The organism is Streptomyces sp. Sge12, from assembly GCF_002080455.1.
Classification (GTDB): domain Bacteria; phylum Actinomycetota; class Actinomycetes; order Streptomycetales; family Streptomycetaceae; genus Streptomyces.
On sequence record NZ_CP020555.1, the window covers coordinates 6,963,345 to 6,988,679 of the forward strand.

A 25,335-nucleotide genomic window follows, 5' to 3' on the forward strand; every position below is an offset into this window, starting at 1 on the left:
ACCGGCCGCCCTCGTACCCGCGCGGCCGAACGGGGCCGGTCGGGGGAGGGGTTCAGGGATGTGCGGGCACGCCGGGGGAGAGCGCGGAGCGCTCGTGACAGATCAGGAAGAAGGCGTCAGCAGCCGCGGCGACACGCGGCGGAGGCCACCCGCAGCAGGTCGATGTGACCGCGCGTGGTGAGCATGGCTGAACGCAACATGCGGCGAAACCTAGCCACCCCGCCCGGTCGGGGTCAATGGGCGTCTCGCTCACTGGACGTGCCGTCTCGAAAACGGGGTTCGGCCGGTGAGGCAGGACGCGTCCCCGGTGACTCAACGGGCCTTCGTGTCGTCCCTGCCGAACCCCGTGCCGAACCCCCTGCCGGTCCCGGTGTCCGTGCCGCTGCCGGCAGGGCGCAGCGTGGCCAGGACCGGACCGGTCGGCTGCAGGGTGAGTCCCGGGAAGACCCCGACCCGTTCGCTCCCGCTGTCCAGGTGGAACCGCTGCGCCAGCACGGCCAGTACGAGCGCGGCCTCCACCAGCGCGAACCGCGCCCCCAGGCAGGCCCGCGGGCCGCCGCCGAAGGGGAACCAGGCGTGTTCGGGCACCGGATGCGGGGCGTCCGCGTCCCACCGCTCCGGAAGGAAGGCCTCCGGGTCCGGGAACCACCGGGCGTCCCGGTGCACCGACCAGGGGCTGGTCCACACCGAGGTCCCGGCCGGTACGGCGCGCCCGCCGAGGGTGGCCCCCTGCGTGGCCACCGCCGAGATCAGCCAGATCGGCGGATAGATTCGCAGGGCCTCCTTGACCACCTGCCGGGTCCAGGGCAGCCGCGCGTAGTCGTCGTAGGCCGGCAGCCGTCCGCCGAGCATCCGGTCCAGCTCCTCCGTCAGCCGGGCCCGCGCCCGCGGCGCCCCCGACAGCAGCTGCCAGGCCCACGTGAGGGTGGTCGAGGTGGTTTCGTGGCCGCCGATGTAGAGGGTGATCGATTCGTCCCGCAGCTCCGTGCGGGAGAGCGGCTCGCCGTGTTCGTCGCGGGCCGCGAGCAGTCGGCTCAGCAGGTCGTCGCGCTCCGCACCGGCGCTCGATGCCGCCTCGTGCTCCCGTATGACGTGCTCGATCTCCCGGTCGAGCACGGCCACGGCCTCCCGCATCCGGCGCCGCCCGGGCGTGCGCACCCACGGCGGCAGGAACAGCGTCAGCCCGCGGAACTCCGCCCCGAGTTCGCGCTGCGCCGTGGCCATGGCCGCGCTGATGGACGCCTCCCGGCCGGCCGCGTCGCTCCCGAACAGCGTGCGCACCGCGATCCGCTGGGTGAGCCCGGCCATCTCGCGGTGCACGTCGATCCGTTCGCCCGCGCGCCACCGGCTCGCCAGGGCGTCCGCGCACTCCACCATCGTGGCGGCGTACGAGCGGACCTGACGCGGCCGGACGGCGGGCTGCACCAGGGCCCGCTTGCGCCGCCAGTCGTCCCCGGTGGCGACGACCACCCCGTTGCCCAGCAACTGGCGGAAGGCCCAGCCCAGTTCGGTCGGCCGGAAGGTGGACTCGACGGCTCCGAGGAGTTCGCCGGCGTGCTCGGGCCGGGAGACCAGGATGTTGCGCTGCGGGCCGAGCGCCCAGGGCACCCAGTCCCCGTGGTCGTCGCGCAGGGACTCGAAGAAGGCCAGGGGATCGCGGGCGAATGCGGGCAGGTTGCCGAGCAGCGGCCATCGGCGCGGTCCGCCGCTGCGGGCGCCCGGGGGCAGGGTCGCGGTCACGCAGGCATGGTGACAGCCGTCCCCGCAGGGCGCCAGAGAGCGGACCGGGTCTCCTCGGACACGGCCCCGCGCCGTTGACTAATAGTCTTCGCGCAGATAATCTCTGGATGGATCATCTAGTCGAGGAGAGCCCGCCATGTGGGAGTACGAGCACAGCATCGAGACCGGCGCCACCCCCGAGGCGATCTGGCGGCTCTGGGCGGACGTGGAGAACTGGGGCGCCTGGAACGCCGAGATCCAGAAGATCGACATCAGCGGCCCGTTCGCGGCCGGTACGCGGATCACGATGACGCCGCCGGGGGAGGACCCGATCGTGCTGCACATCGCCGAGGCGGTCGAGGGCGAACGGTTCGTCGACGAGGCGCGCTTCGACGGCCTCCTGCTGCGCACCACCCACCGGATCGACCGGATCGGCCAGGACCGGATCCGGGTGGTGTACCGGATGGAGATCACCGGCACCGGCGCCGACGAGGTCGGCCCGCAGATCGGCCCGGGCATCACCGCCGACTGGCCCGACACGATGGCTTCGCTGGCCGAGGCGGCGCTTCGCTGATGGCCCTGAGCCCCGGTGAAAGTCCCGGATTCCTGCTGTGGCACGCCACCCTGCGCTGGCAGCGCGAGATCGCCGCGGCGCTGGCCCCGCTCGATCTCACCCATGTGCAGTTCGTGCTGCTCGCCTGCACCTGGTGGCTCAACAGCCAGGGCGAGCAGCCCAATCAGCTGGCGCTCGCCCGCCAGGCCGGTACCGACGTCAAGATGACCTCCCAGGTCCTGCGCACCCTGGAGAACAAGGGTCTTGTCGCGCGTGAGGTCGACCCGGCCGACACCCGCGCCAAACGGCTGCGCGTCACCGACGCCGGCGCCGACCTGGCCCCGCGGGCCATTGCCGCCGTCGAGGGCGCGGACGCCCAGTTCTTCCGGCCGGTACCCGTCGAGGACGCGGTGGCCCTGCTCGGCCGCCTGGCCCGGCCCGACAGCTGACACCCCGTCCGCGCCCGCGCCCGCGCCGCGGCGGAGCCCGGTGGGCTCAGCCGCTGCGGCGCGCGGTCAGCCAGCCGTACGCCGCGTCCGCGGTGAACTCCGGCTGCCCGCCCGGGAAGAGGAGCCCCGCGGACGCGAAGGCCGGGTCGTCCGCGATGTCCGGCGTGTACGGAACCGCCATGCAGGCCATGCCCGCGGCGTGGGCGGCCCGCGCGCCGGGCGCCGCGTCCTCGACGACCAGGCAGTCGGCGGGATCGGCGCCCAGCCGGCGGGCCGCCTCCAGGAACACGTCCGGAGCGGGTTTGCCGTGCGCGACCTCCTCGGCGGAGACCACCGTGGTCAGCAGCGCGTCCAGCCCGGTGCCGGCCAGGACGGCGTCGATCGCCTCGCGCGAGGAGCCGGAGGCCACCGCCATCGGGGCGCCCTCGGTGTGCAGCCGCTCGACGAACGTGCGCATCTGCGGGAAGACCTCGGTCCGGGTGCGGGCCAGCTCCAGGTAGGCGGCGTTCTGCTCGGCGAGCAGCCGGTCCACCGGCGCCGGGATCCCGTACCGCTCCCGCAGGATCTCCAGCGTCTCCCGCGTGCCGATGCCGATGAAGCGGGAGTGCTGCTCCCACGTGAAATCGGGGACCCCGTGCCGCTCCAGGGTGCGGCGTCCGGACTCGTAGTAGTTCGGCTCGCTGTCCACGAGGGTGCCATCGAGATCGAATATGACAGAAATCATCCGTTGCACCCGTCCTGCCCGCTTGTGTCCTGTCCTGCTCATCCTGTCAGGTTTTGCCGGCGCTTCTGCCCACGGATTCGACCAGCGGCAGCAGCCGGTGCGCCACCCGCTCGCGCAGGGCCACCTCCGTCCGGGTGCGGACCACGCCCGGCAGCTGGATCAGCCGCTGGATCACATCCTCCAGATGTCCGTTGTCCCGGGCCGCCACACGGGTCAGCAGGTCCCCGCCGCCGGTGATCGAGAAGGCCTCGATGATCTCCGGTACGGCGGCCAGCGCGTCACCCACGTCGTCCAGATGGCCCTGGGTGACCTCGATGTGCACGAACGCCAGCACCGGGTGGCCCAGCGCGGCGGGGGAGAGCACCGGTCCGGTCCCGGTGATCACGCCGGTGCGCTCCAGCCGGTCCAGCCGTGCCTGCAGGGTGCCGCGCGCGACGCCGAGGATGCGGGCGTACTCGCGGACGCTGGTGCGCGGCTGCTCGATCAGCAGGCGCAGGATTCTGGTGTCGAGCTCGTCCACCGCCACGCCTCGACTGTACCAATGGCCCCGTTCACCCCGGCCGTTCCCGGCCAGGCGCCTGGTCGGTGTGCAGCCCGGGCTGGCTCCGGTAGAGCAGGCCCACGACCAGCACCGTCGCGGCGGCCGGCAGCAGCAGCCAGCCGACCGTGCAGCCGGCCCGCAGCATCAGCGCACCGAGGAACCCGCCGGCGAACATGGCCAGGATGGACAGGCCGCGCAGCTTCCAGCCCGCCGTCCCGAATCCGTACGTGTTCTCCCGCCCCATGGCCGAAGCGCCGATGAAGGCGGTCATGGACCGGGTGACCAGCGTCGTCGGTACGCCCGGCACGTTCGCCCGCATGATCGTGGTGTTGCGCAGCCCCATCGCCAGGGCCAGCACCGCCGTGGCCACCAGATGCCGCGGGGCGGGGGATCCGTACTGCGGGGCCAGCCCCCAGCCGATGCCCGCGGCGATCAGGATCAGCCCCGCCTCGGCGAGGAGGCCGATGACGAACCAGCGCCTCCCGCGGATCTCGCTCACGGACTCCAGGTGCGACCCGGCGACCACCCCGACGGCGAACGCGGCCAGCGAGACCCCAGGAGCGAGCGTCTCCAGCTTCCCCGCCCCGGCCGCGCCGAAGGCCAGGAACAGCACGTTGCCCGTCTGCATCGCCGTGAAGGCCGGCCCGAGCGCCAGCAGGCTCGCCGCCTCCACCATTCCCGTCACCCCGGTCAGTACGACCATCAGCGCGGGCATGTGCGGGGGGAGCAGCGGCGGACCGGCCGTTCGCCCGGCCTCCCGGTTCTCGTCCATGACGCCCGACAGTGACACGCCCGCCCGGGTCCCCCCGCGCCGACATGCCGGAAGGCATAGGGTCCGAAGGATGAGTGACCTGTTGCTGGTGAGGCACGGCGAGACCGCTTGGAGCGCGAACGGGCGGCACACGGGACGCACCGACATCCCGCTGACCGCGCGCGGGGTCGAGGAGGCCATCTCGCTGGCCCCCTTCTTCCGGGGCCACAGCCCCGCCCTGGTACTGACCAGCCCGCTGCGCCGGGCCGTCGCCACCGCACAGCTCGCGGGGCTCACCGGCGGCGAGCCCGACCCCGACCTGTACGAGTGGGACTACGGCGGCTACGAGGGGATCACCACCGCCGAGATCCGGCGGACGACTCCGGACTGGTCCCTGTGGACCCACGGCGTCCCGCCCGGCGACGCCGAGCACCCCGGTGAGAGCGCCGCCCAGGTCGGGGCCCGGGCCGACCACGTCCTGGCCCGGGTCGCCCCCGTGCTCCGCGCGGACGACGGCGACGTGGTGCTGGTCGCCCACGGCCACTTCCTGCGCGTCCTCACCGCCCGATACCTGCACCTGGAGCCCGAGCACGGCCGGCTCTTCCTGCTGCGCACCGGAACCGTCAGCATGCTCTCCACCGAGCACGCCCTCCCCGTGATCGCGGGCTGGAACACCCGCCCCTGACCTCGGAGTCCTCGCCTCGCGCGGTGGTGCCGTCTGCGTGACCATTCGTACATGGGTGACGACGGGTACACGGACCGGGGCGGTGCGGGCGGCGGACCGCGGCCGGCGGACGAGCAGGACGAGGGGCTCAAGGCCAATGCGATCGGCTTCCTCGACGCGCTCGTCATCGGCCTGAACTCCACCTCGCCCGCGTACTCCCTGGCCGCCGTCCTCGGGCCCATCGTGGCGCTGGTCGGGATCTACGCACCGGGCGTGATGCTGGCCTCCTTCGTCCCGATGCTGCTCATCGCCGCCGCCTTCTACTACCTCAACAAGGTCGACCAGGACTGCGGGACGACCTTCTCGTGGGTCACCCGGGCCATGGGCCCCTGGGCGGGCTGGCTCGGCGGCTGGGCCATCGCCATGACCGGCGTCCTGGTCATCGGCTCGCTCGCGGACGTCGCCGTGCACTTCGGCCTGCTCGCCGTCGGACTCGACAGCTGGGCCGCCAACGCCTGGATCCGGCAGATCCTCACCGTCCTCGTGATCCTGGTCATGACCGCGATCTGCGTCATCGGCACCGAACTCTCGGCCCACCTCCAGGACATCCTCATCCTCGCCCAGGTCTTCTTCCTGCTGGCCTTCGCCGTGGTCGCCATCTACCGCGTCTACGCCGGCACCAGCACCCTGGACGAGATCGAGCCCTCACTCTCCTGGCTCAACCCCTTCGGCGCCGGCGGCGCCGCCCTCACCGGAGGGCTGCTGCTCGGCGTGTTCATCTACTGGGGCTGGGAGTCCGCGGTCAACCTCACCGAGGAGGTCGAGAACTCCGCCACCGCGCCCGGCAAGGCGGGCATCTGGTCGACGGTCATCCTCCTGGTCACCTACCTGTCCGTGGGCTTCGCGGTCGTCGCCTACTCCGGTACCGCCTACCTCGCCGAGAACGCGGGCGAGGAGGAGGCCATCTTCGCGGTGCTCGCCCACGAGGTCATGGGCGGCTGGGACTGGGTGGTGCTCCTCGCCGTCTCCACCTCCGCGCTCGCCTCCACCCAGACCACGATCATCCCCGCCTCCCGCACCGCCCTGTCCATGGCCCGCCGGCACGCGCTGCCGCACGGACTGGCGCACATCCACCCGCGGTTCCGGACCCCGGACGTGAGCACCTGGTGGGTGGCCGGCATCGCCATCGGCTGGTACCTGGTCGTCAACCAGATCAGCGAGAACGCGCTCCTGGACTCGCTCACCGCGCTGTCCCTGCTCATCGCCTTCTACTACGCGCTCACCGGCCTGGCCTGCGCCATCTACTACCGCCGCCACCTGCTGGAGAACCTGCACAACTTCCTGCTGATCGGACTCGGCCCGGTCCTCGGCGCCGGCCTGCTGGCCTGGCTGCTGGTGGAGTCGATCGGCGACATGTCCAACCCGGAGAACTCGGCCAGCGGCGTGTCCTGGTTCGGGCTCGGCCCGCCCCTGGTCATCGGCATCGCGATCGCCCTCGTGGGCGTGGCCGTCATGTGCTTCTGGCGGGTACGGGACGGCAGGTTCTGGCAGGAGCGGCGCACGGTCGCCGACCCGGCCCTGGTCCACGCCGGCAAGCACCAGGGGGTGTCCTGATGTCCGTGGTCCTCGGGTACGACGAGTCACCGGGCGCGGAACGGGCCCTGCACGTGGCACTGGAGGTGGCCACCGCCTTCGGCGAACCCCTCGTCCTCGTCTACGGCGCGGCCGCCCCCGGCCCCACGGGCGAGGAGTACCGCGCCCACCACGAGGCCGTACGCCAGGCCGGCCGCAGCGCCCTGGCGCACGCGGTCGAGGAGGCCGACGCGGCCGGCGTGCCGACGGCGGTCGAAGTGGCGGACGAAAAGCCCGCCCAGGCCCTGCTGGACGCCGCCGAGCGGCACCACGCCAGGGTCATCATCGTCGGCAGCTGGGGCGACAGCCCGATGCGCGGAGCCCTGCTCGGCTCCACCCCGCACAAGCTCCTGCACCTGTCGCCGATCCCGGTGCTGTGCGTACCGACCGGGCCGGAGGACGCCTGAACGTCCCGGCAGCCGCGGCGCGGCTGCCGCGGACGGATCCCCCGGCCCGGTGCCGGTCGCCGGCCGGCCGTCAGGGACCGGAGAGGGCGTTCTCGGGCTCGGCCTTCACCGGGGCCCGGCGCTCCACCTCCTTCCCCGCGCGCAGCCGGGTCAGGGCCGGGCTGGTGATCGCCGTCGTCACCAGGGCCATCAGCACCAGCATGGTGAACAGCTGCGGTCCGATGACACCGAGTTCCAGCCCGACGTTGAGCACCACCAGTTCGGTCAGGCCCCGGCAGTTCATGAGGGCGCCGATCGACAGGGCCTCCCGCCACGGTCTTCCACAGGCGCGCGCCGCACCCGTCGCGCCGCCCCATTTGCCGAGGAAGGCGACGAGGAGGATGGCGGCCGTCCACAGCCACAGCTCCGGCGAGGCCGTCAGGCCCCCGATGTCCGTACGCAGCCCCGTGTGCACGAAGAACAGGGGCAGCAGCACGGGCACCGTGAACGCGCGCAGCCGGGCCGCCGAGGCCTCGATGCGCTGCCCGGTGCGCGGGGTGATCACCCCGAACAGGAACGCCCCGAACAGCGCGTGCACGCCGATCAGGTCGGTGGCCAGCGCGGAAAGGCTCAGCCCGCTGAAGATCGCCACGAGGACCACCGCGTCCCCGGCCCGGTCGGCGCGGGCCGCCCAGCGGGCCAGGAGCGGCCGCACCAGATACAGCATCACCAGGGTGAAGGCCACGGCGAGCCCGGCCGTGGTGGCCGCCTCCATCGGGGACCCGGCCGTGGACAGGGCCACCACCAGGGCCAGCAGGCACCATGCGACGACGTCGTCCACGGCCGCGCAGGCCATGGCGAGCGCGCCGAGCGGGGTCCCGTACAGGCCGCGGTCGATGAGGATCCGGGCCAGGACCGGGAACGCGGTGATGGCCATCGCCACGGCCATGAACAGGGTGAACGGCATCCGGCCCACCCCCTCGGGAGCGAACCCGCCGTACATCGCGACCGCCAGGAGCGCGCCCAGGGCCAGCGGGAGCAGCATGCCCGCCTGACTGACCGCCACCGCGACCCGGGTGTGGCCCCGCAGGCTCTTCAGGTCCAGTTCCAGCCCGACCAGGAACATGAAGGCGAGCAGCCCGAGCTGCCCGAGCACCGAGGTGTACGGCAGGACGGACGGCGGGAAGAGCGCGTGCTGGGCCTGCGGCCAGAGCCAGCCCAGCAGCGAGGGCCCCAGCAGGATGCCGGTCGCGATCTCGCCCACCACCGGGGGCTGGCCGAACCTGCGGCAGACGGCGGCGCCCACCTGGCTGGCCAGGATCACCACCGGAACGGCGATCAGCAGGGCGGGCAGCGGGTCAACGGACGACACGGGTACCTCCTTCGGTCGTGGCGGGTCTCAGGGCGGCGGGCACGGCTGCGCGCGCCGCCGGCTGGGGGGCCGCGGCCGCCGCGGACCAGGGGGCGTAGCGGCGCAGCCCGTAGAGCAGCGGCTGCCGGTCGTCCCGTACGGTCACGCGGCGGACCTCGGCGAAGACGGCCGTGTGGTCCCCGAAGCCGACGGTTCTGACGACGGCGCAGTCCGCGACCGCGTGGGCGTCCGCCGTCAGGTGCGGTCCGCCCGCCCCGAGCGGCAGCCGCCACTCGACGCGGTCGAAGCGGTCGGGTGCCCCGGAGGCGAACAGGTCCGAGGTGCCGCGGGCCCGCTCGTGCAGCAGGTTGAGCGCGAGGTGCCCCTCGGCGAGCAGCACCGCGAGGGTCGGGCTCGCGGCCCGTATGCACACCACGAGCGTCGCCGGTTCGAGGGCGACGCTCGCGAGGGAGGTGCAGGTCAGGCCGTGCGGTACGGAATCCGAATCCAGCGTGGTGACGACGGACACCCCGGTCGGGAAGGCGGCCATGAAGGGGCGGAGGTCCGCCGGCCGGCCCCCGGCCGACTCGTCCGGTGCGGCGGGATGAGGCACGGAGCGATGGGGCATGTCTGACTCCTGAGGTGGCTGAAGCTACTGCGGCCCGGCAGCCGGCGGGAGGGCCGTGCTGCCGGGCCGCCCGAGCGGCGGGCCTTACGCGCCGTGCAGCTGGCGCAGGTAGTCGTAGGCACTGGGCAGGGTCTCCAGCAGGTTCTGCTGCTGGCGCTTGACCGCGTCGAAGAGGGGCTCGGCACTGGCCACCGAGTCCGGCCGGTGCGCGAGGGAGGGCAGCGGGGCGTCCGGCTCCAGGCCGAGGCCCGCGAAGATGCAGTAGTAGCTGCCGTTGGTCCAGAAGTTGCGGAACTCGGCCTCGAAGTTGCCGTAGTACGTCGACTCGTCGGTGATCGGCGAGTTGATGGGCAGGCCGGCCTTGTAGGCGGAGATCTTCTGCTGGATGTTCTCCGGGAGGACCAGCTTCTTGTTGGCCTGCCAGAACGGCGTGTCATTGCGCGGCGCGTAGAAGAAGTGCGCCTGGATGAAGTCGCGGGTGTCGTCGAACATCACCTCGATCTCGTGGTTGAAGCTGTTGACCAGGCCCTCGTTGAAGGTCTTGTCCGGGAAGTGCTTGGCCAGCTGGTAGATGGCGGCGGTGATGAAGTAGATGCCCGTCGACTCCAGCGGCTCCAGGAAGCAGGAGGACAGGCCGATGCTGACGACGTTCTTCACCCACGCGCGGCGGTTGCGGCCGACGCGGAAGCGGATGTGGTTGAACTTCGTCTCCTCCACGTCCAGGCCCCACATGTCCGCGAACTCGCGGGTGGCGGTGTCCTGGTCGGCGAACTTGCTGGAGTACACGTAGCCGGTGCCGAAGCGTCCCAGCATGGGGATCTTCCACGCCCAGCCGGACGACATGGCGATCGCCGAGGTGTACGGCTCCACCCCGTTCGCCTCGTCGTCGTGCGGCACCGCCGTCGCCACCGCGCTGTCGCACAGCAGGTGGTCGCTCATGTCGATGAAGGGCTCCGCCATCGCCTGGTTGATCAGCAGGCCGCGGAAGCCCGAGCAGTCCACGAACAGGTCGGCGTCCAGCGCCAGTCCGCCCTTGGTGTGCAGCGTCGTCACGTAGCCGCGGCCGTCCTGCTCGACGCGCACCATCTCGTCCTGGACGTGGTTCACACCCTGCTTCTCGGTGCTGAACCGGCGCAGGAAGTCGGCGACCAGCTGGGCGTCGAAGTGCCAGGCGTAGCGGGTCGCCGGACGGCCGTCGAGCCAGCGCGGGGCCTTCATGGCGTCCATCACCGGGGGCTCGCGGAAGCAGGCGTAGTCGAACGGCTCGGTGGTGCGGCCCTCGTACTTGCGCTTGAACCAGTAGTGCGACAGCGGGGTCTGGTCGTAGTCGGGCAGCAGCCCGAACGGGTGGTAGAAGTGGTCGGGACCGCCGCCCGGCAGCTCGCGCGCCGTCGACTCGCCCTGACCGTCGGTCCTCCAGTTGACGAAGCGCACGGCCATCTTGAAGCTCGCGTTGCACTCCCGCATCCACTCGTCCTCGGCGATGCCCAGGTAGTCGAAGAAGGAACGCTGCAGGTTGGGCACGGTGGCCTCGCCGACACCGATGCGCGGGATCGACGGCGCTTCGAGCACGGTGATGTCGACCGTTCCCTGCAGCGCCTTTCCGAGGTATGCGGCCGTCATCCAGCCGGCCGTGCCGCCGCCCAGGATGACGACCTTCTGAAGCCGGGTGTCGCTGCTGGTCATGAAACAGCCCTCATTTCGGATTCGGCGGTTCGGGTGGTCGTGCTCATCAGTGTCGAAAGCCGCCCTATCACCGCTCTACACCGATGCGATCCGGCCGTTGTAGGGCCGTCGTAGACCCCCCGGACACACTCCTCGCAGGCAGAGCGGCAGGCTGAAAACCACCGGGAGGACGCGATGACCACCGCAGCGAACGGGACAGCGGGGCCGGCGGTACGAGTCCGCTTCCTGGGCGACTTCGAGCTGACCGTCAACGGCACCCCCGTCGAACGCTGGCGAGCTGGCAAGGCCCGTGGCCTGTTCCAGTACCTCGTGGTCCACCGCGGCCAGATGCTCACCCGCGACCGGCTCTACGCCTCCCTGTGGCCCGGCGCCGACGCCGCCGCGGGCAGCTCCCTCAAGGTCGCCGCCCACGCACTGCGCCGGGTGCTCGACGCCCACCCCGACCGCCCCGGCGACTCCGGGATCCGGCTGGTCTACCGCGACTTCGGCTACGTCCTGCACATCACCGGGCTCTGGTCCGACCTCGACCGGTTCCAGGAACTGGTGCACACCGGGCTGCGGGCCTCCGCGGCCGGCGACGCCCCGCTCGCCCGCACCCGGCTGCGGGCGGCGCTCGCCCTCTACGGCGGCGAGTTCCTGCGCGGCGAGAGCGCCGACTGGGTCGTCGAACAGCGCGAATACCTCAGGGCGCTCGCCCTGCGCGCCCTCGGCGTGCTGCGCGCCGACGCCGAGGCCCGCGAGGACTTCGTCGAGCTCATCGAGGTCTGCAGGCGCACGCTGGAGATCGACCGCCACCACGAGGAGACCTACCGCGCGCTGATGGCCGCACACGGCCGACGCGGTGAACTCGCCTGCGTCCGCCGCTGGTACGAGCTGTGCGCCCGCCGGATGCGCGACGAGCTGGCCGTGGCGCCCGAACCGGAGACCCGGCGGCTGCTGGCCACCCTGGTCCCGGCCGCCGCACGCGCCGCCGCCCCGAACGCCCCTACCGCGTCCGGCGCCCCGCCCGCCGTCGTCCGGGCCCTGCGGCCCCCGGCCCGCCGGGCCGGGACCCCCGCCTGGAGCCCGGAAGCCCGTACGACCGTCCTGGCCCGCCCCGTACGGCGGGCCAGGCCCGACAACCGGGCCGGGGCCTCCCTGGCCCGCGCGGCCGACCAGGCGACCGCGTGACACCGACCCAGTTGTTCAGCGAGCCCGTGATCCCGTGACCGAGTGAGGACCCCACCGTGACCGTGCTGACCGTGCCGACCCAGCCGCAGGACTCCAGACCGACCGGGGCCGAGCCCGGCGCGGCGGCCCTGCCGCCCCGCCACACCGACCAGTGGATCGGCGGCGCCTGGGTCGCCTCCGACGCCGACGGCCGCCTGGTCGTCACCGACCCCGCCACCGAGCGCGCCCTCGCCACCGTGCCCGCGGGCACCGCCCGGGACGCCGACCTCGCCGCGCGCGCCGCAGCGGCCGCGTTCCCGCGCTGGGCCGCCACCCCGCTGCGCGAGCGCACCGCACTGCTGCGCCGGGTCGTCGAGGCCATGGAGGTCCGGGCCGACCGCTTCGCAGAGACCATCACGGCCGAGGTCGGCGCGCCCGCCCGGATGGCCCGCCAGACCCACGTCGGGCTCTCCCTCGGCATGGCGGCGCACTGCGTCGAGACCGCCGCCTCCTACGCCTTCGAGGAGCGCGTCGGCCATTCGCTCGTCGTGCGCGAGGCCGCCGGAGTGGCCGCGTGCATCACCCCGTGGAACACCCCCCTGCTGCTCACCGTGCAGAAGATCCTCCCCGCGCTCGCGGCCGGCTGCACCGTCGTGCACAAGCCGAGCGAAATCACCCCGCTGCACGCCCGGCTGCTCGCCGAGGCGATCGCCGAGGCCGATCTGCCGCCCGGCGTCTTCAACATGGTGGTCGGCACCGGCGCCGCCGTCGGCACCGCGCTCGTCACCCACCCGCTGGTCGACGTGGTCTCCCTGACCGGTTCCACCCGGGCCGGCCGCGAGGTCTCCGCCCTCGGCGCCGACACCGTCAAGCGCATCCACCTCGAACTCGGCGGGAAGAACGCCAGCCTCGTCCTGGACGACGCCGACCTCGCCGCCGCCGTGGCCGCCACCGTCGACCAGATGCTCTTCAACACCGGCCAGACCTGCCTCCAGTGGAGCCGGCTGCTGGTGCCCCGCGACCGGCAGGACGAGGCCGTACGCCTCGCCGACGAGGCCATGGCCGGGTACGTGACCGGAGACCCGCGCGACCCCGCCACCGACCTCGGCCCGCTGGTGTCCGCCGCCGCACACGCCCGCGTCAGCGACTACGTCCGGCGCGGCATCGGCGAGGGCGCCGGCCGCCTGGTCCGCGGCGGCCCCGACCGGCCCGCCGGCCTGGACACCGGCTACTACGTGCAGCCGACGATCTTCGCCGACGTGGACCCGCTCAGCACCATCGGCCAGGAGGAGATCTTCGGGCCGGTGCTCTCCGTCATCCCCTACGACGACGAGGACCAGGCGGTCCGGATCGTCAACGGAACCCGCTACGGGCTGCACGGAGCCGTCTGGTCCGCCGACGGCGCCCGCGCCGAGCGGGCCGCCCGGCGCTTCCGTTCCGGCCTGGTGGACGTGAACGGCGGCCAGTTCAACCCGGCCGCCCCGTTCGGCGGGTTCAAGCAGTCCGGGATCGGGCGCGAGTGCGGCGCTGCCGGACTGGAGGCCTTCCTGGAGACCAAGTCGATGCAGCTCCCGCAGGGCGCGGGGGGCCAGGTGGTCGGCCCGCGGCTGCGGGCCACCGCGGCCGCCCGCCCCGCGGACACCGAGAGGAACGACGGATGACCGACCGGCACGCCGAGTCCGCCGGGGCCACCGCCCCGCGCGTACCGGCAGACGACGCACCGCCCCGCGCGGCCCGGGCGGAACCCGCCCCCGCCGGAGCGGCGGACGGCACGCTCCCACCCCTGTTCGCACGCCTGGAACGGTGGACCCGCGAACAGCCGAACGAGACCGCCGTCAAGGCCTTCGACGGCACCCTCACCCACGCGGCGCTCACCGCCCGCACCGCCCGGTACGCCACCGCGCTCGCCGCAGCCGGAGCCGGCCCCGAGACCTCCGTCGGACTGCTCCTCGGCCGGTCCCGGGAGAGCGTGCCCGCCCTGCTCGCCGTCTGGAGCCTCGGCGCGACCGCCGTCCCCCTGGACCCCGCGCACCCCGTCGAGCGCCTCGGCCGCGTCCTGCGCGATGCCGGGGCCGCCGTCCTGGTCGCCCCCGAGGCTCCCACCGGGCTGGAGACCGGCGGGACCACCCTGCTGGCCCCCGCCGACATCCGCCGCAGCGCCCCCGGCGCGCTCGCGGTGTCCGTACCGGCCCCCGACAGCTGCGCGTACCTCATCTACACCTCCGGAACCACCGGCCGCCCCAAGGGGGTCGAGGTCACCTACCGGGGCCTGGACACCTTCGTCGATGCCCTCGCCACCCTCGGCCTGCCGCCCGGCGGCCTCGGCCTCAACGCGGTCTCGCCCGCCTTCGACGGCTGGCTCTGGTGCACCCTGCTCTACCTGACGCACGGGCAGGGCGTGGCCCTGACCGACCTCTCCCTGGACGGGCTGCGCCGGGCCGCCGCCGAGGGCCGCGAGCCCCTGCCCGCCGGCCTGCGCACCGTGTCCCTCACCCCGTCGCTGCTCGCGGCCCACGGAGGCGGCATCGACACCGCCGAGGTGGTCGTGGTCGCCGGGGAGGCCTGCCCGGCCGCACTGGCCGAACGGTTCGCCCGTGGCCGCCGGCTGCTCAACGTCTACGGGCCGACCGAGGTGAGCATCGCCGCGACCTGGGCCGACAGCCGACGAGGGGACGACGTGACCACCATCGGACGACCGCTGCCCGGCTACCGGGCCTACGTGCTGGACGAGGAGCTGCGCCCGGTGCCCGCCGGCACCGAGGGCGAGCTCTACCTCGGCGGCCCCGCCGTCGCCCGCGGCTACCGGGGCCGTCCCGGACTGACCGCGAGCCGCTTCCTGCCCGATCCGTTCCAGGGCGGCGGCACGCGCATGTACCGCACCGGAGACGTGGTCGTGCGCCGCCCGAGCGGCGAACTGGAGTACCGGGGCCGCCGCGACGACCAGGTGAAGATCCGCGGCCACCGCATCGAACTGGGCGAGGTGGAGCGGATCGCCGCCGAACTTCCCGAGGTCGTCGCCGCGGCCTGCTGCCCGCTCGCCTCCGCCCAGACCCTCGGCCTCGCCGTCGTCGCCGCTCCCGGCGCCGACCCGGCGGGCCTCGCAGACCTGGTCGTGGAACGCTGCCGCAAGCAGCTGCCCGCCGCCGCCGTGCCCGGTACGGTCCGGGTGCTCGACCGGATCCCGACCCTGAGCACCGGCAAGGCCGACCGCGAGGCGCTGGCCACGGCCCTGGCGGCGCCCGAAGCCGCCCCCGCCCCGCAGGCGGTGGCCCCGGGCGCCGCTCCGACCACCAGCGAGCGCATCGTGATGGCCGTCTGGGCCGACGTGCTCGCCACCGAGATCCCCGGACCCGACGCGGACTTCTTCGACCTGGGCGGCCACTCCCTGGCCGCCGCCCGCGCCGTGTCGGAACTGCGCCGCGTCACCGGACTGCGCGTCGGCCTCGGCGCGCTGCTGGCCGAGCCGACCGCCGCGCACGTCGCCGCCGAACTCGACCGGCTCGCCGCCGAACGGGAGGCCTCCGCCGCCGCGGACCCGGCCGAAGACACCGCCGAAGGGGCCTGAGCCATGGGCGCCTGGATCTCCACCTGGAGCAACGACCCCGCGGACCGGGCCCTGCCCGTCCTGCTCTGCCTGCCGCCCGCCGGGGCCGGCTGCCAGCAGTTCCGCTCCTGGCAGCCCGTGCTGGCGGGTACCGCCCAGGTGTGCGGCGTACAGCTGCCGGGCCGGGAGAACCGCTGGCGGGAGTCCATGCCGGAGACCTTCGACGAGGCCGTCGAGGCCATCGCCGCGGAACTGCGGGACATCACCGCCGCCGGCCGGCCGCTGATCGTCTTCGGCCACAGCTTCGGCGGCCTGCTCGGCTACGAGGTCTCCCGCCGGGTCGCCCCGAGCGCCCTGGTGGTCAGCGGCTGCCGGGCCCCCGGTCACTGGGACGGCGCCGGCCGCGGCATCGTCGACGACGGGGAGGAGCTGGACAAGCTCTTCGACACGGCCGACCTCGACCCCCGGCTCCTCGACGAGGACACCCGGGCCCTGATGGTCGCGATGCTCCGCAAGGACGCCCAACTGTCCCTGAGCTACGTCCACAAGCCGGGCGTACGCCTCGGCGTGCCCGTCCACGCCTGGGGGGCCGACGGCGACGAGACCGTCAGCTCGCAGGACCTGGACGGCTGGGCCGCGGTCACCACCGCCGCCTTCACCCGGCACACCACCACGGGCGGCCACCACGCCGTACTGCGCCGCCCGCAACCCGTACTGGACCAGCTGACTGCCCTGCTGCGGGGCGCGGGCGCCGGTTCCCCCGAATCGCCCGGAACCGCCCCCGCCCCCGCCCCCACCGCGACCGGCGCCTGACCCCAGCCCGCAGCCCGCAGCCGCAGCCGCAGCCCCGCCGCCCGTCCGCCCCGCCGCCCGTCCGATCGCCCACACCCGCCCGAGTCCGGAGGACACCGTGCCCACCACCCACCAGGTTCTCGTGAACCACGAGGGGCAGTACGCGCTGTACCCCGCCACACGCGAGACCCCCGACGGCTGGACGCCGGCCGGGTTCGACGGCACCGAGGACGAGTGCGCGGGCTTCGTGGACGCCCAGTGGCCCGACACCCGCCCGCTGAGCCTGCGAGGAGCCTGAGATGGAGATCGACCTGCTCGACCCGGGCCCCTTCGGCCGCAACGACTTCTGGCCGACCTTCACCTGGCTGCGCGCCCACTCGCCCGTCCACTGGCATCCCGAGCCCGGCAGCGACGACGGCGGCTTCTGGGTGCTGAGCCGGCACCGCGACATCATGAAGGTGTACGCCGACAGCGACACCTTCAGCTCGGCCCGCGGGATGCGGCTGGGCAGCGACCCGGCGGCCGTCGCCGCCGTCGCCCAGCGCATGCTCATCGTCTCCGACGTGCCCCACCACACCCGCCTCAAGCGGGCCCTGCACCAGGCCTTCGGACCGGCGCAGATGCCGCGGCTGGAGGCGATGGTCGAGAAGGTGGTCGGCGAGCTGGTGGCCGAGGCCGCCGAACGCGACGAACTGGACTTCATCGACCTCGCCAAGCAGCTCCCCAACCGGGTCGTCTGCGCCATGATGGGCATCCCGCGCGCCGACTGGGCCTGGATCGGGGCCCTGACCACCGACGCCTTCGACTCCCCGGACGACGAGGTGCGCACCAACGCGCACTCGGAGATCTTCCTCTACTTCATCGAGCTGCTCGCCGAGCGCCGGGCCCGCCCCGGCGACGACCTGGTCAGCCAGATCGCCCACGACACCCTCGTGGACGAGGGCGACGGCGTCGAACGGCCCCTCAGCGACCACGAGATCGTCTTCAACCTCAACGGGGTGCTCTCCGGGGCCAACGAGACCACCCGCTACTCGGCGGCCGGCGCGGTCCACATGTTCGCCGAACACCCCGACCAGTGGCGGCTGCTGCGCGGCCTCGGCGAGAGCGGCATCGCCCCGGCGGTCGAGGAGATCCTGCGCTGGACCACCCCCGGGGTGCACGCCCTGCGCACCGCCGTCCGCGACACCGAGATCAACGGGATCCCGGTGGCGAAGGGCGCCCGGGTGACGCTGTGGAACGTCTCGGCCAACCGCGACGAGGACGTCTTCGCCGACCCGCACTCCTTCCGGGTCGACCGCCGCCCCAACCGGCACGTCGCCTTCGGGCACGGCCGCCACCTGTGCCTCGGCGCGCGGCTGGCCCGCTTCGAACTCGGCGCCCTGCTCACCGAGATGCTCGGCGTGCTCGACGGCTTCGAACTCGCCGGACCCGTCACCTTCAACTCCTCCAACTTCACCTGGGGGATCAACAGTCTCCCCGTGCGGCTGCTGCGCAGCCGAGCCTTCGCGAAGTAAGAAAGGGCCCGCACTGTGACCACCGCACTCGTCGACTTCAACCGTTCGGACGCCGCGTTCCCCGCCACCGGGTATCCGCAGCTCCTCGCCGAACAGGCCGCCCGTACCCCCCGGGCCACCGCCCTCGCGCAGGGCGACCGCAGCTGGACCTACGCCGAACTGGAGGCCGCCACCAACCGGCTGGCGCACGCCCTGATCGCCCGCGGAGCCGTCGCCGGCACCCGCGTCGGCCTCTGCTACCCGCGCAGCGCCGAATACGTCATCGGCTCCCTCGCCATCCTCAAGACCGGCGCCGCGATCGTCGCCCTCGACCCGGTCAACCCCGACGACCGGCTCGCGGCGATGATCGCCGACGCCGCCCCGCTGCTGGTCCTCACCCCCGCCGACCTCGGCCGCCGGATACCCGAGGACGTCCCCCGGGCCGAGGTCGCCACCGCCGGGCAGGGGCAGCCGGACACCGCGCCCGCGGTCGTCACCGGACCCGACACCGTCAGCCACCTCATCTACACCTCCGGCTCCACCGGCACCCCCAAGGCCGTACTGGAGCGGCACGGCGCGCTCACCAACCTCGTGCACTGGACCACCCGTGCCTACGGGGTACGCCCCGGCGACCGCGCCTCCTGGATGTCCACCCCCGGCTTCGCCGTCCAGATCATGGAGTGGCTCGCCTACCTGCCCGCCGGCGCGGCGATCCACATCCCCGAGGCCGGACAGGCACAGACCCCCGAGCAGATCCGCGACTGGCTGGCCGGCGAGGGCATCACCCACACCATGCTGGTGGCCGCCCTGGCGGAGCCCGCGTGGGGCCTGGACTGGCCGGCGGACACCGCGCTGCGGATCCTGGTGACCACGGCCGAGCGCGTGCACAGCTGGCCGCCCGTCGACACCCCGTTCCGCGTCGTGATGACCTACGGCACCACCGAGACCACCAACGTGCTGTCCTGCCTCGACCTCGGCGCCGGCATCGACTTCACCAGCCAGGCCACCTCCGACGAGGTCCGCACCACCCGCCAGGTCCCGGTCGGCGTGCCCATCGCCAACCTCCGCGTCCACCTCCTGGACGAGGACGGCCGCCCGGTGCCCGAGGGCGAGGTCGGCCGCCTGCACGTCTCCGGCGCCGGCGTCGCCGCCGGCTACCACGGCCGCCCCGAGCTCACCGCCGCGAAGTTCCACCCCAACTTCGTCGCCGACGACCCGCACCCGGTGCTCTACGACACCGGCGACCTCGCCCGCCGCCGCGAGGACGGCGCCGTGGAACTCCTCGGCCGCTCCGACTCCCAGGTGAAGATCCGCGGCTTCCGCGTGGAGCTCGGCGAGGTCGAGACGCACATCGCACGGCTCGCCGACATCGGCGAGGCCGTCGTCGTCACCCAGGAGCGCGGCCCGGGCGACAAGCGGCTCATCGCCTACGTGTCCCCGGCCGGCGCGGCCGAACCGGACCCGGCCGCGGTCCGCGCCGACGTGGCCCGCACCCTGCCCTACTACATGGTCCCCGCCACCGTCGTCGTGCTGCCCGTGCTCCCGCGGCTGCCCAACGGCAAGGTCGACCGGCGCAGCCTGCCCGAGCCCCCGGAAGGACGCGACGCGGTCGGCGCCGGCTACGAGGCCCCCCGCAACGAGGTCGAGGACGGCATCGGCCGGCTGTGGGCCGAGGTGTTCCGCACCGAAGGCGTCGGCATCCACGACAACTTCTTCGAACTGGGCGGGCATTCGCTGCTCGCCTTCCAGCTGATCGACGAGATCCGCCGCCGCTACAGCGTCGAGCTCAGCCTCTCCGACCTCTCCACCTGCCCCACGGTCGCCGAGCTCGCCACCCTCGTCACCACCGAACGCACCGGCGGCCGCCACTCCTTCGGCGGACTCCCCGCGATCGTCCCCGACCCCGCCGCCCGGTTCGAGCCCTTCCCGCTCACCGAGAGCCAGCAGGCGCTGTGGATCGGCCGCGGCGGGCTCGTAGAACTGGGCAACGTCGGCTGCCACGGCTACTTCGAGTGGGAGAGCGAGCAGCTCGACGTCGCCCGCTTCGAGGGCGCCTGGCGCCGGCTCGTCGAACGCCACGACGCGCTGCGCACCCGGGTGCTGCCCGACGGCACGCAGCAGGTGTTCGAGGAGATCCCGGCCTACACGATCCCCGTCATCGACTTCGGCGCCCTCGACGAGGAGAGCCGCGGGGCCGAACTGGCCGCCCTGCGCGAGCGGCTGTCCCACCAGGTCCTCGACGGCGACAGCTGGCCGCTGTTCGACGTACGGATCAGCCTCCTCGGGGGCGGCCGCGCCCGGATCCACCTCTGCCTGGACTTCCTCGTCGCCGACGCCTGGAGCTACTTCCAGGTCCTCATCCCGGACCTGGTCACCTACTACGTGGAACCCGGGGCGGAACTCGCCCCGCTGGAGCTGACCTTCCGCGACTACGTCCTGGCCGTCGGGAACTCGCTGCGCGACAGCGAGCTCTACCGCCGCTCCGAGTGGTACTGGCGCGACCGCCTCGCCACCCTCCCGCCCGCCCCCGGGCTGCCCGAGCGCCCGGCCGACGCCCCCGAGCTGCCGGTCCGCTTCGAGCGCCGCAGCCACGTGGTCGCCCCGGAGCTGTGGACCCGTATCCAGGAGCGGGCGCACGCCCGCGAGGTCACCCCGTCCGGGGTACTGGCCGCCGCCTACGCCGAGGTCCTCGGCCGGGCCGCCGGACAGGCCCGGTTCACCATCAACTTCCCGCTCTTCAACCGCCTTCCGCTGCACCCGCAGGTCAACGCCCTGCTCGCGGACACCACGACCACCCTGCTGCTCGCCGTCGAGCAGACCGACCACACCTTCGCCGGACGGGCCCAGGCCGTCCAGCGCCGGCTCTGGGCCGACCTGGAGCACCGCTACTTCAGCGGCGTCCAGGTGCTGCGCGAGCTGACCAAGCTGCGCGGCTCCCTCGCCCCGGCCATGCCCGTGGTGATGACCAGCCTGGCCGGCCACCCGCCGCAGTACGAGGAGACCGAACTGGGCGCACCCGTCTACGGCATCTCCCAGACCCCGCAGGTCTCCCTCGACTTCCAGGTCTTCGAGAAGCCCGACGGCCTCACCTTCAACTGGGACTTCCTGCCCGCCGTCTACCCCGACGGCCTCATCGACGCCATGTTCGAGGAGTTCACCGGGCTGCTGGAGGCCCTCGGCGAGGACGAGGTCTGGGAGCGCCACTCCCCGCCGCCCGGCGACGAGAGCGCCGCCCCCGGCACGGCGGAGGAACGCGACACCGGCGACGCCTGGGAGCGGTACTGGGCGGGGATCCGGCGCACGGGACGCGGCGGCGACGTCATCTGGGACGCCGACAGCGGCGAGGAGTTCCACTGGCTGCTGGGCCAGGCGCAGCGCCACTTCCGCAGCGGCCTGCCGGTCATCGACCTGGGCTGCGGAAACGGCCGCTACAGCCGCGAACTCGCCCCGCACTACCCCTCGGTCATCGGCGTCGACGTCTCGGCCAGCGCCATCGAGCACGCCAGGCGCGAGGCCGAGGGCGTCGCGAACGTCGACTACCTCGCGATCGACATGACCGACGCCGAGCAGGCCGCCGTCCTGGGGGAGGGGCCGTACAACATCTTCGTCCGCGGTGTCTTCCACGTCCTGGACGGCGAGGCCCGGTCCCGGCTCGCCGCCGTCGCCGACCGGCTGCTGGGCAGCGAGGGCACCCTGATCGTCCACGAGCCCGACTACTCCAGCAACTCCTTCGGCTACCTCGGCTTCGTCGGCGGCAAGCGCGGCCGCGCCGAGGACCTGGTCGGCCCGCTGGAGGCGGCCGGGGTCCGGCACTCGCACCGCTTCACCCGCCCCGAACTGGCCGAGGCGTTCGGCGCGGACGCCTGGGAGGTCGTGGAGGACGAGGCGATAGAACTGCACGCGATCGACCCCCAGTCGGACGCGGACGCCCTGCGGCTGCCCGGCTACTACGCGGTACTGCGCCGCAGGCGCTGATGGCCGCTGCCGCACCGGCCGGTCTCGCGCTGGCCGGGCCGACCGCAGTGGTGCTGGCCGCGGCCGGGGACGTACGGGAGCTGCTGACCCGTACCGAACTGGACCGGGCCGGCGCCCTCCGGTCGGCCGGCGACCGGGACGACTTCCTGGCCGCGCACGCACTGGTCCGGCTCTGCGCCGGGCGGCTCCTCGGCCGCCCGGCGCAGGGCCTCACCGTCGTTCAGAGCTGCGGGAGCTGCGACCGGCCGCACGGCAGGCCGCGGCTCGTCGAGGCACCCGCTACCGGCATCAGCCTCGCCCACACCCGCGGCTGGGTCGCGGCCGCCGCGGCCCCCGGAGTCGTCGGTGTGGACGTGGAGACGCTCGACGGCCACCCGCTGGACCGGCGGGTGGCCGAGGCCGTCTGCAGCGAGGAGGAACTGGTCGCCGTACGGGCGGACGAGGACCCGCAGCGCGCCTTCCTGCGCCAGTGGGTACGAAAGGAGTCCCTGGTCAAGGTCGGGGCGGCCGCGCTCGACGCGGCGGCCGGCCTCGACATTCCCGTGTACGGGCAGCAGCCGCCCCGCTGGCGCGGCTGGCGGCTGCTGGACTGGGGCGGTGAGCGGGCCGTCGGATGCGTGGCGGCCCGCGTGGAGATGCGGCTGCGGCTGCTCGGCTGAAAGACTGGACCCGTGGAACGACGTACGACCGACCGGCTGCTCAGGGCGCGCGCACAGGCGATCGGGGGCGAGGTCCGGGAGGATACGGTCGCCGCCGTCCTCGACCGGGTGCTGGCCGTGCAGGCCCAGGACCTGCCCGCGGCGGAGCTCGGCCTGCGGGCGCGGGCGCGCGGGCTGACCCAGGACGCGGTGCGCCGGGCCACCGACACCGAACGCAGCGCCGTGCGCGGCTGGTTCATGCGCGGCACCCTCCAACTGGTGCCGGCCGCCGACGCCCGCTGGCTGCTCGCCCTCTTCGGCCCGGTCTACCTCGCCCTCGCCGCCCGGCGGCTGCGCGAACTCGGCCTCGACGAGTCCCTGTGCACCCGCTCCGAGCGGCTCATCACCGAAGCGATCGACGGCGAGGGGCCGTTGACGCGCGCCCGGCTCACCGACCTGCTCACCACCCTCGGGGTGGAACCGAAGGGGCAGGCCGCCTTCCACCTGATCCGCCGAACCGCGCTGGCCGGCCGCATCTGCCACGGACCGCAGCAGGGCGGCGAGGCCACCTTCGTCCTCCTCGACGACTGGCTGCCCGCCAGCGGCCCGCTGCCCTTCACCGGAGCCGCCGCCGAACGCGAACTCGCGCGCCGCTACCGCGCCGCGTACGGACCCTCCGACGCCCTGGACTTCGTCCACTGGTCGGGCCTCAAGGCCACCACGGGCAAGAACGCGTGGGCCGCCGTACGGGACACCGGGCCCGAGCCGGCGCCCACCCCGGGGGAACCCGACGTACGCCTGCTGCCTGCCTACGACAACTACCTGGTCGGCTACCGCAGCCGGGACCTGTCCGTGCCCGCCGAGCACGAACGGCGGGTGTGGCCCGGCGGCGGGCAGATCCGGGCCACCGTGCTGGTCGACGGCCTGGCCGTCGGCACCTGGTCGGGCGGCCGCCGCGGGGCGCCGGTGACCGTCGAACCCTTCCCCGGGACGGAGCCCCACAGCCCGGCCGTGGCCGCCGGAATCGCCCGCGAGAGCGCCGACATCGCACGGTTCTCCAGCGGAACTCATCGCCTGTCTACAAGCGGTCTATAGTCCCGGAATTCATAACCGGACCCTAACTCCGGGTCCCTAGCTTGAGTGCCGTCCGACAATTCCGTACCCAATCAGAAAAGGGCGTCGACATGGCACTCGGTCGGCATTCCGATTTCAATCGCCTGTGGTTCGGGCAGACCGTCAGCAACTTCGGCGACAAGATCTCCCTTCTCGCACTGCCGACCCTCGCGGTCGTGGTGCTGGACGGCGGAGCCTTGGAGGTCGGCGTGCTCGGCGCGCTGCGCTTCCTCCCGTTCCTGCTGCTCGCCCCGTTCGCGGGGCTCGTGGCCGACCGGGTCTCGCGGCGCACCGTCATGATCGTCGCCGACCTGGGCCGCTTCCTGGCCCTCGGCACGATTCCGCTGGCGTTCGCCCTCGATTCCGTCAGCATGACCCACGTCTACATCGTGGCCGCCCTCACCGGTGTCCTCACCACCTTCTTCGAGGTCTCCTACCAGTCCTGGCTGCCCCAGCTCATCGGCACCGAGAACCTCATCGAAGGCAATACGAAACTCCAGATCAGCCGAAGCGTCGCGGAAGCGGTCGGAGCCGGCGCCGGTGGCGCGCTCATCCAGGTCCTCGGCGCCGCCCGCGCGATCACCGCCGACGCGTTCACCTTCCTCATCTCGCTGCTCGCCCTCCTCGTCATCCGCCACCGGGACGTGCGCGAGCGGACCGAGGAGCGGAAGGCCTCCGCCAAGGCGGAGATGAAGGAGGGCATGAAGACCCTCTTCGGCAACCCGGTCCTGCGCGGCCTGTTCACCGCCAACGTCGTGGTCAACCTCGGTGCCGCGATGGGTGACGCGCTCCTGATCGTCTACGCCTACAAGGTGCTGGACCTCAGCCCCGGCCAGGTCGGCATCGCCTTCGCCGTCATGTCGGTCTTCGTCATCGTCGGCGCCGTGCTCTCCGAGGTGGTCTCCAAGAGCCTCTCCGTGGGCCGCCTCCTGGTGATCACCGCCGTCGTCCTCGGCGCCGGCTACATCCTGGTCCCGACGGGCGGCGCGGTCGGCGGCTTCGTCGGACTGATCGTGGTCCAGGCCGTCATCGGCTTCGTCTCGCCGATGTTCGACATCCACGTCCTCAGCCTCGTCCAGGGGGTCACCCCGAACGAGCAGATGGGCCGCGTCAGCGGCACCGCGCTCTCCGCGGTCTACGGCGCCCTGTCCCTCGGCTACTTCGCCGGCGGCGCGCTCGGCGAGGGGATCGGTCTGACCGGCGGCCTCGCGGTGGCCGGCGCCGTCACCATCGTCGGCGGCCTGACCCTGCTGGGCGGCCCGGTGTCCAAGATCAAGGAAATGCCCGTCGGCGACAGCGCCGGCGAGGAGGCCCCGGCCGCGGACGAGGCCAGGATCACCGCCTGACCGGCACACCAGGGGGAGCGGGAGTGGGTGCCTGCCGAACGGCACCCACTCCGCACCGCGCCCCGCGCCCCACCCCGTACCCCCGCACCCGCACCAGGGGGCACAGCCGTACCCGCACGTGCTCCCGTACCCGCCCGAACGCCCAGCGCCGCGCACCCGCGGCGCCACCTCGCCGTATTCCTCTCCCGACTCCCGACTCCC

The 25,335-nt window shown here is 73.3% G+C and carries 23 protein-coding genes; 15 read left to right on the forward strand and 8 right to left on the reverse strand.

Going from position 1 to position 25,335, the window contains the following annotated elements:
• Positions 1–116 precede the first annotated feature (116 nt).
• Positions 117–200 (reverse strand): putative leader peptide, encoded by an 84-nt coding sequence (locus B6R96_RS39030; protein ID WP_351276907.1) that lies wholly within the window; start codon positions 198–200, stop codon positions 117–119.
• 112 nt (positions 201–312) lie between these two features.
• Complete coding sequence (locus B6R96_RS31155; RefSeq protein ID WP_081524292.1) at positions 313–1,740, reverse strand: cytochrome P450; 1,428 nt, start codon at positions 1,738–1,740, stop codon at positions 313–315.
• A 136-nt stretch (positions 1,741–1,876) separates the two neighbouring features.
• Between B6R96_RS31155 and B6R96_RS31160 the strand changes: the two genes are divergently transcribed.
• Complete coding sequence (locus B6R96_RS31160; RefSeq protein WP_081524293.1) at positions 1,877–2,293, forward strand: SRPBCC family protein; 417 nt, start codon at positions 1,877–1,879, stop codon at positions 2,291–2,293.
• On the forward strand, positions 2,293–2,721 hold the full coding sequence (locus B6R96_RS31165; RefSeq protein WP_081524294.1) for a MarR family winged helix-turn-helix transcriptional regulator: 429 nt from the start codon (positions 2,293–2,295) through the stop codon (positions 2,719–2,721). Before B6R96_RS31160 ends, B6R96_RS31165 begins: the two co-directional genes overlap by 1 nt.
• A gap of 46 nt (positions 2,722–2,767) precedes the next feature.
• Here the strand turns inward: B6R96_RS31165 and B6R96_RS31170 are convergent, their stop codons facing one another.
• From B6R96_RS31170 to B6R96_RS31180, 3 genes are read right to left on the reverse strand one after another with little or no spacing between them, the layout of a single operon-like run.
• Positions 2,768–3,445, reverse strand: a complete 678-nt coding sequence (locus tag B6R96_RS31170; RefSeq protein WP_107475618.1) for an HAD family hydrolase — start codon at positions 3,443–3,445, stop codon at positions 2,768–2,770.
• 46 nt (positions 3,446–3,491) lie between these two features.
• A complete protein-coding gene (locus tag B6R96_RS31175) occupies positions 3,492–3,971 on the reverse strand; it encodes an Lrp/AsnC family transcriptional regulator (RefSeq protein WP_030384222.1) in 480 nt (159 codons plus the stop codon).
• Between the two features lie 25 nt (positions 3,972–3,996).
• A complete protein-coding gene (locus B6R96_RS31180; RefSeq protein ID WP_159396389.1) occupies positions 3,997–4,758 on the reverse strand; it encodes a YoaK family protein in 762 nt (253 codons plus the stop codon).
• Between the two features lie 70 nt (positions 4,759–4,828).
• On the opposite strand from B6R96_RS31180, the gene B6R96_RS31185 reads away from it, so the two are divergent.
• The 3 genes from B6R96_RS31185 to B6R96_RS31195 are packed head-to-tail and all read left to right on the forward strand — an operon-like array spanning position 4,829 to position 7,440.
• Entirely contained in the window at positions 4,829–5,422 is a 594-nt protein-coding gene (locus B6R96_RS31185) for a histidine phosphatase family protein (protein ID WP_030384224.1), read from the forward strand.
• A 51-nt stretch (positions 5,423–5,473) separates the two neighbouring features.
• Entirely contained in the window at positions 5,474–7,015 is a 1,542-nt protein-coding gene (locus B6R96_RS31190; protein ID WP_053701592.1) for an APC family permease, read from the forward strand.
• Entirely contained in the window at positions 7,015–7,440 is a 426-nt protein-coding gene (locus B6R96_RS31195; protein ID WP_030384226.1) for a universal stress protein, read from the forward strand. Before B6R96_RS31190 ends, B6R96_RS31195 begins: the two co-directional genes overlap by 1 nt.
• A 70-nt stretch (positions 7,441–7,510) precedes the next feature.
• Here B6R96_RS31195 and B6R96_RS31200 read toward each other — a convergent pair whose 3' ends face one another.
• The 3 genes from B6R96_RS31200 to B6R96_RS31210 all read right to left on the reverse strand — a co-directional run bounded on the left by B6R96_RS31200 (position 7,511) and on the right by B6R96_RS31210 (position 11,084).
• Positions 7,511–8,791, reverse strand: coding sequence for a cation:proton antiporter domain-containing protein (locus B6R96_RS31200; protein ID WP_081524296.1), 1,281 nt, complete (start codon positions 8,789–8,791; stop codon positions 7,511–7,513).
• A complete protein-coding gene (locus B6R96_RS31205) occupies positions 8,778–9,398 on the reverse strand; it encodes a flavin reductase family protein (RefSeq protein ID WP_107475620.1) in 621 nt (206 codons plus the stop codon). The genes B6R96_RS31200 and B6R96_RS31205 overlap by 14 nt, the downstream gene beginning before the upstream one ends.
• 84 nt (positions 9,399–9,482) lie before the next feature.
• On the reverse strand, positions 9,483–11,084 hold the full coding sequence (locus B6R96_RS31210; protein ID WP_081524297.1) for a tryptophan halogenase family protein: 1,602 nt from the start codon (positions 11,082–11,084) through the stop codon (positions 9,483–9,485).
• 174 nt (positions 11,085–11,258) lie between these two features.
• Here B6R96_RS31210 and B6R96_RS31215 point away from each other — a divergent pair, with 174 nt between their 5' ends.
• From B6R96_RS31215 to B6R96_RS31260, 10 genes are all read left to right on the forward strand, one after another.
• Entirely contained in the window at positions 11,259–12,254 is a 996-nt protein-coding gene (locus B6R96_RS31215) for an AfsR/SARP family transcriptional regulator (RefSeq protein WP_081524298.1), read from the forward strand.
• A 128-nt stretch (positions 12,255–12,382) separates the two neighbouring features.
• The gene (locus B6R96_RS31220) at positions 12,383–13,894 is read left to right on the forward strand and encodes an aldehyde dehydrogenase family protein (RefSeq protein ID WP_081525340.1); all 1,512 of its coding nucleotides are present in this window, start codon (positions 12,383–12,385) and stop codon (positions 13,892–13,894) included.
• Positions 13,891–15,798: a non-ribosomal peptide synthetase gene (locus B6R96_RS31225; RefSeq protein ID WP_081524299.1), complete on the forward strand. Its 1,908-nt coding sequence runs from the start codon at positions 13,891–13,893 to the stop codon at positions 15,796–15,798. Before B6R96_RS31220 ends, B6R96_RS31225 begins: the two co-directional genes overlap by 4 nt.
• Before the next feature lie 3 nt (positions 15,799–15,801).
• Complete coding sequence (locus B6R96_RS31230) at positions 15,802–16,590, forward strand: thioesterase II family protein (protein ID WP_081524300.1); 789 nt, start codon at positions 15,802–15,804, stop codon at positions 16,588–16,590.
• 64 nt (positions 16,591–16,654) lie between these two features.
• Complete coding sequence (locus tag B6R96_RS31235) at positions 16,655–16,867, forward strand: MbtH family protein (RefSeq protein WP_199815926.1); 213 nt, start codon at positions 16,655–16,657, stop codon at positions 16,865–16,867.
• A gap of 1 nt (position 16,868) precedes the next feature.
• The gene (locus tag B6R96_RS31240; RefSeq protein ID WP_081524301.1) at positions 16,869–18,083 is read left to right on the forward strand and encodes a cytochrome P450; all 1,215 of its coding nucleotides are present in this window, start codon (positions 16,869–16,871) and stop codon (positions 18,081–18,083) included.
• Between the two features lie 15 nt (positions 18,084–18,098).
• A complete protein-coding gene (locus B6R96_RS31245) occupies positions 18,099–22,037 on the forward strand; it encodes a non-ribosomal peptide synthetase (RefSeq protein WP_081524302.1) in 3,939 nt (1,312 codons plus the stop codon).
• Positions 22,037–22,696, forward strand: coding sequence for a 4'-phosphopantetheinyl transferase family protein (locus tag B6R96_RS31250; protein WP_081524303.1), 660 nt, complete (start codon positions 22,037–22,039; stop codon positions 22,694–22,696). The genes B6R96_RS31245 and B6R96_RS31250 overlap by 1 nt, the downstream gene beginning before the upstream one ends.
• Before the next feature lie 12 nt (positions 22,697–22,708).
• Positions 22,709–23,770: a winged helix DNA-binding domain-containing protein gene (locus B6R96_RS31255; RefSeq protein ID WP_081524304.1), complete on the forward strand. Its 1,062-nt coding sequence runs from the start codon at positions 22,709–22,711 to the stop codon at positions 23,768–23,770.
• 89 nt (positions 23,771–23,859) lie between these two features.
• Complete coding sequence (locus tag B6R96_RS31260; RefSeq protein WP_051778896.1) at positions 23,860–25,134, forward strand: MFS transporter; 1,275 nt, start codon at positions 23,860–23,862, stop codon at positions 25,132–25,134.
• The last annotated feature ends 201 nt before the right edge of the window (positions 25,135–25,335 follow it).

Bases quoted from the DNA above. Each gene is read 5' to 3' on its own strand.
- B6R96_RS31190 (WP_053701592.1), top strand. From the start codon at position 5,474: ATGGGTGACGACGGGTACACGGACCGGGGCGGTGCGGGCGGCGGACCG.
- B6R96_RS31185 (WP_030384224.1), top strand. From the start codon at position 4,829: ATGAGTGACCTGTTGCTGGTGAGGCACGGCGAGACCGCTTGGAGCGCG.
- B6R96_RS31205 (WP_107475620.1), bottom strand. From the start codon at position 9,398: ATGCCCCATCGCTCCGTGCCTCATCCCGCCGCACCGGACGAGTCGGCC.
- B6R96_RS31210 (WP_081524297.1), bottom strand. From the start codon at position 11,084: ATGACCAGCAGCGACACCCGGCTTCAGAAGGTCGTCATCCTGGGCGGC.
- B6R96_RS31170 (WP_107475618.1), bottom strand. From the start codon at position 3,445: ATGATTTCTGTCATATTCGATCTCGATGGCACCCTCGTGGACAGCGAG.
- B6R96_RS31160 (WP_081524293.1), top strand. From the start codon at position 1,877: ATGTGGGAGTACGAGCACAGCATCGAGACCGGCGCCACCCCCGAGGCG.
- B6R96_RS31225 (WP_081524299.1), top strand. From the start codon at position 13,891: ATGACCGACCGGCACGCCGAGTCCGCCGGGGCCACCGCCCCGCGCGTA.
- B6R96_RS31260 (WP_051778896.1), top strand. From the start codon at position 23,860: ATGGCACTCGGTCGGCATTCCGATTTCAATCGCCTGTGGTTCGGGCAG.
- B6R96_RS31195 (WP_030384226.1), top strand. From the start codon at position 7,015: ATGTCCGTGGTCCTCGGGTACGACGAGTCACCGGGCGCGGAACGGGCC.
- B6R96_RS31250 (WP_081524303.1), top strand. From the start codon at position 22,037: ATGGCCGCTGCCGCACCGGCCGGTCTCGCGCTGGCCGGGCCGACCGCA.
- B6R96_RS39030 (WP_351276907.1), bottom strand. From the start codon at position 200: ATGTTGCGTTCAGCCATGCTCACCACGCGCGGTCACATCGACCTGCTG.
- B6R96_RS31215 (WP_081524298.1), top strand. From the start codon at position 11,259: ATGACCACCGCAGCGAACGGGACAGCGGGGCCGGCGGTACGAGTCCGC.
- B6R96_RS31230 (WP_081524300.1), top strand. From the start codon at position 15,802: ATGGGCGCCTGGATCTCCACCTGGAGCAACGACCCCGCGGACCGGGCC.
- B6R96_RS31180 (WP_159396389.1), bottom strand. From the start codon at position 4,758: ATGGACGAGAACCGGGAGGCCGGGCGAACGGCCGGTCCGCCGCTGCTC.
- B6R96_RS31165 (WP_081524294.1), top strand. From the start codon at position 2,293: ATGGCCCTGAGCCCCGGTGAAAGTCCCGGATTCCTGCTGTGGCACGCC.
- B6R96_RS31240 (WP_081524301.1), top strand. From the start codon at position 16,869: ATGGAGATCGACCTGCTCGACCCGGGCCCCTTCGGCCGCAACGACTTC.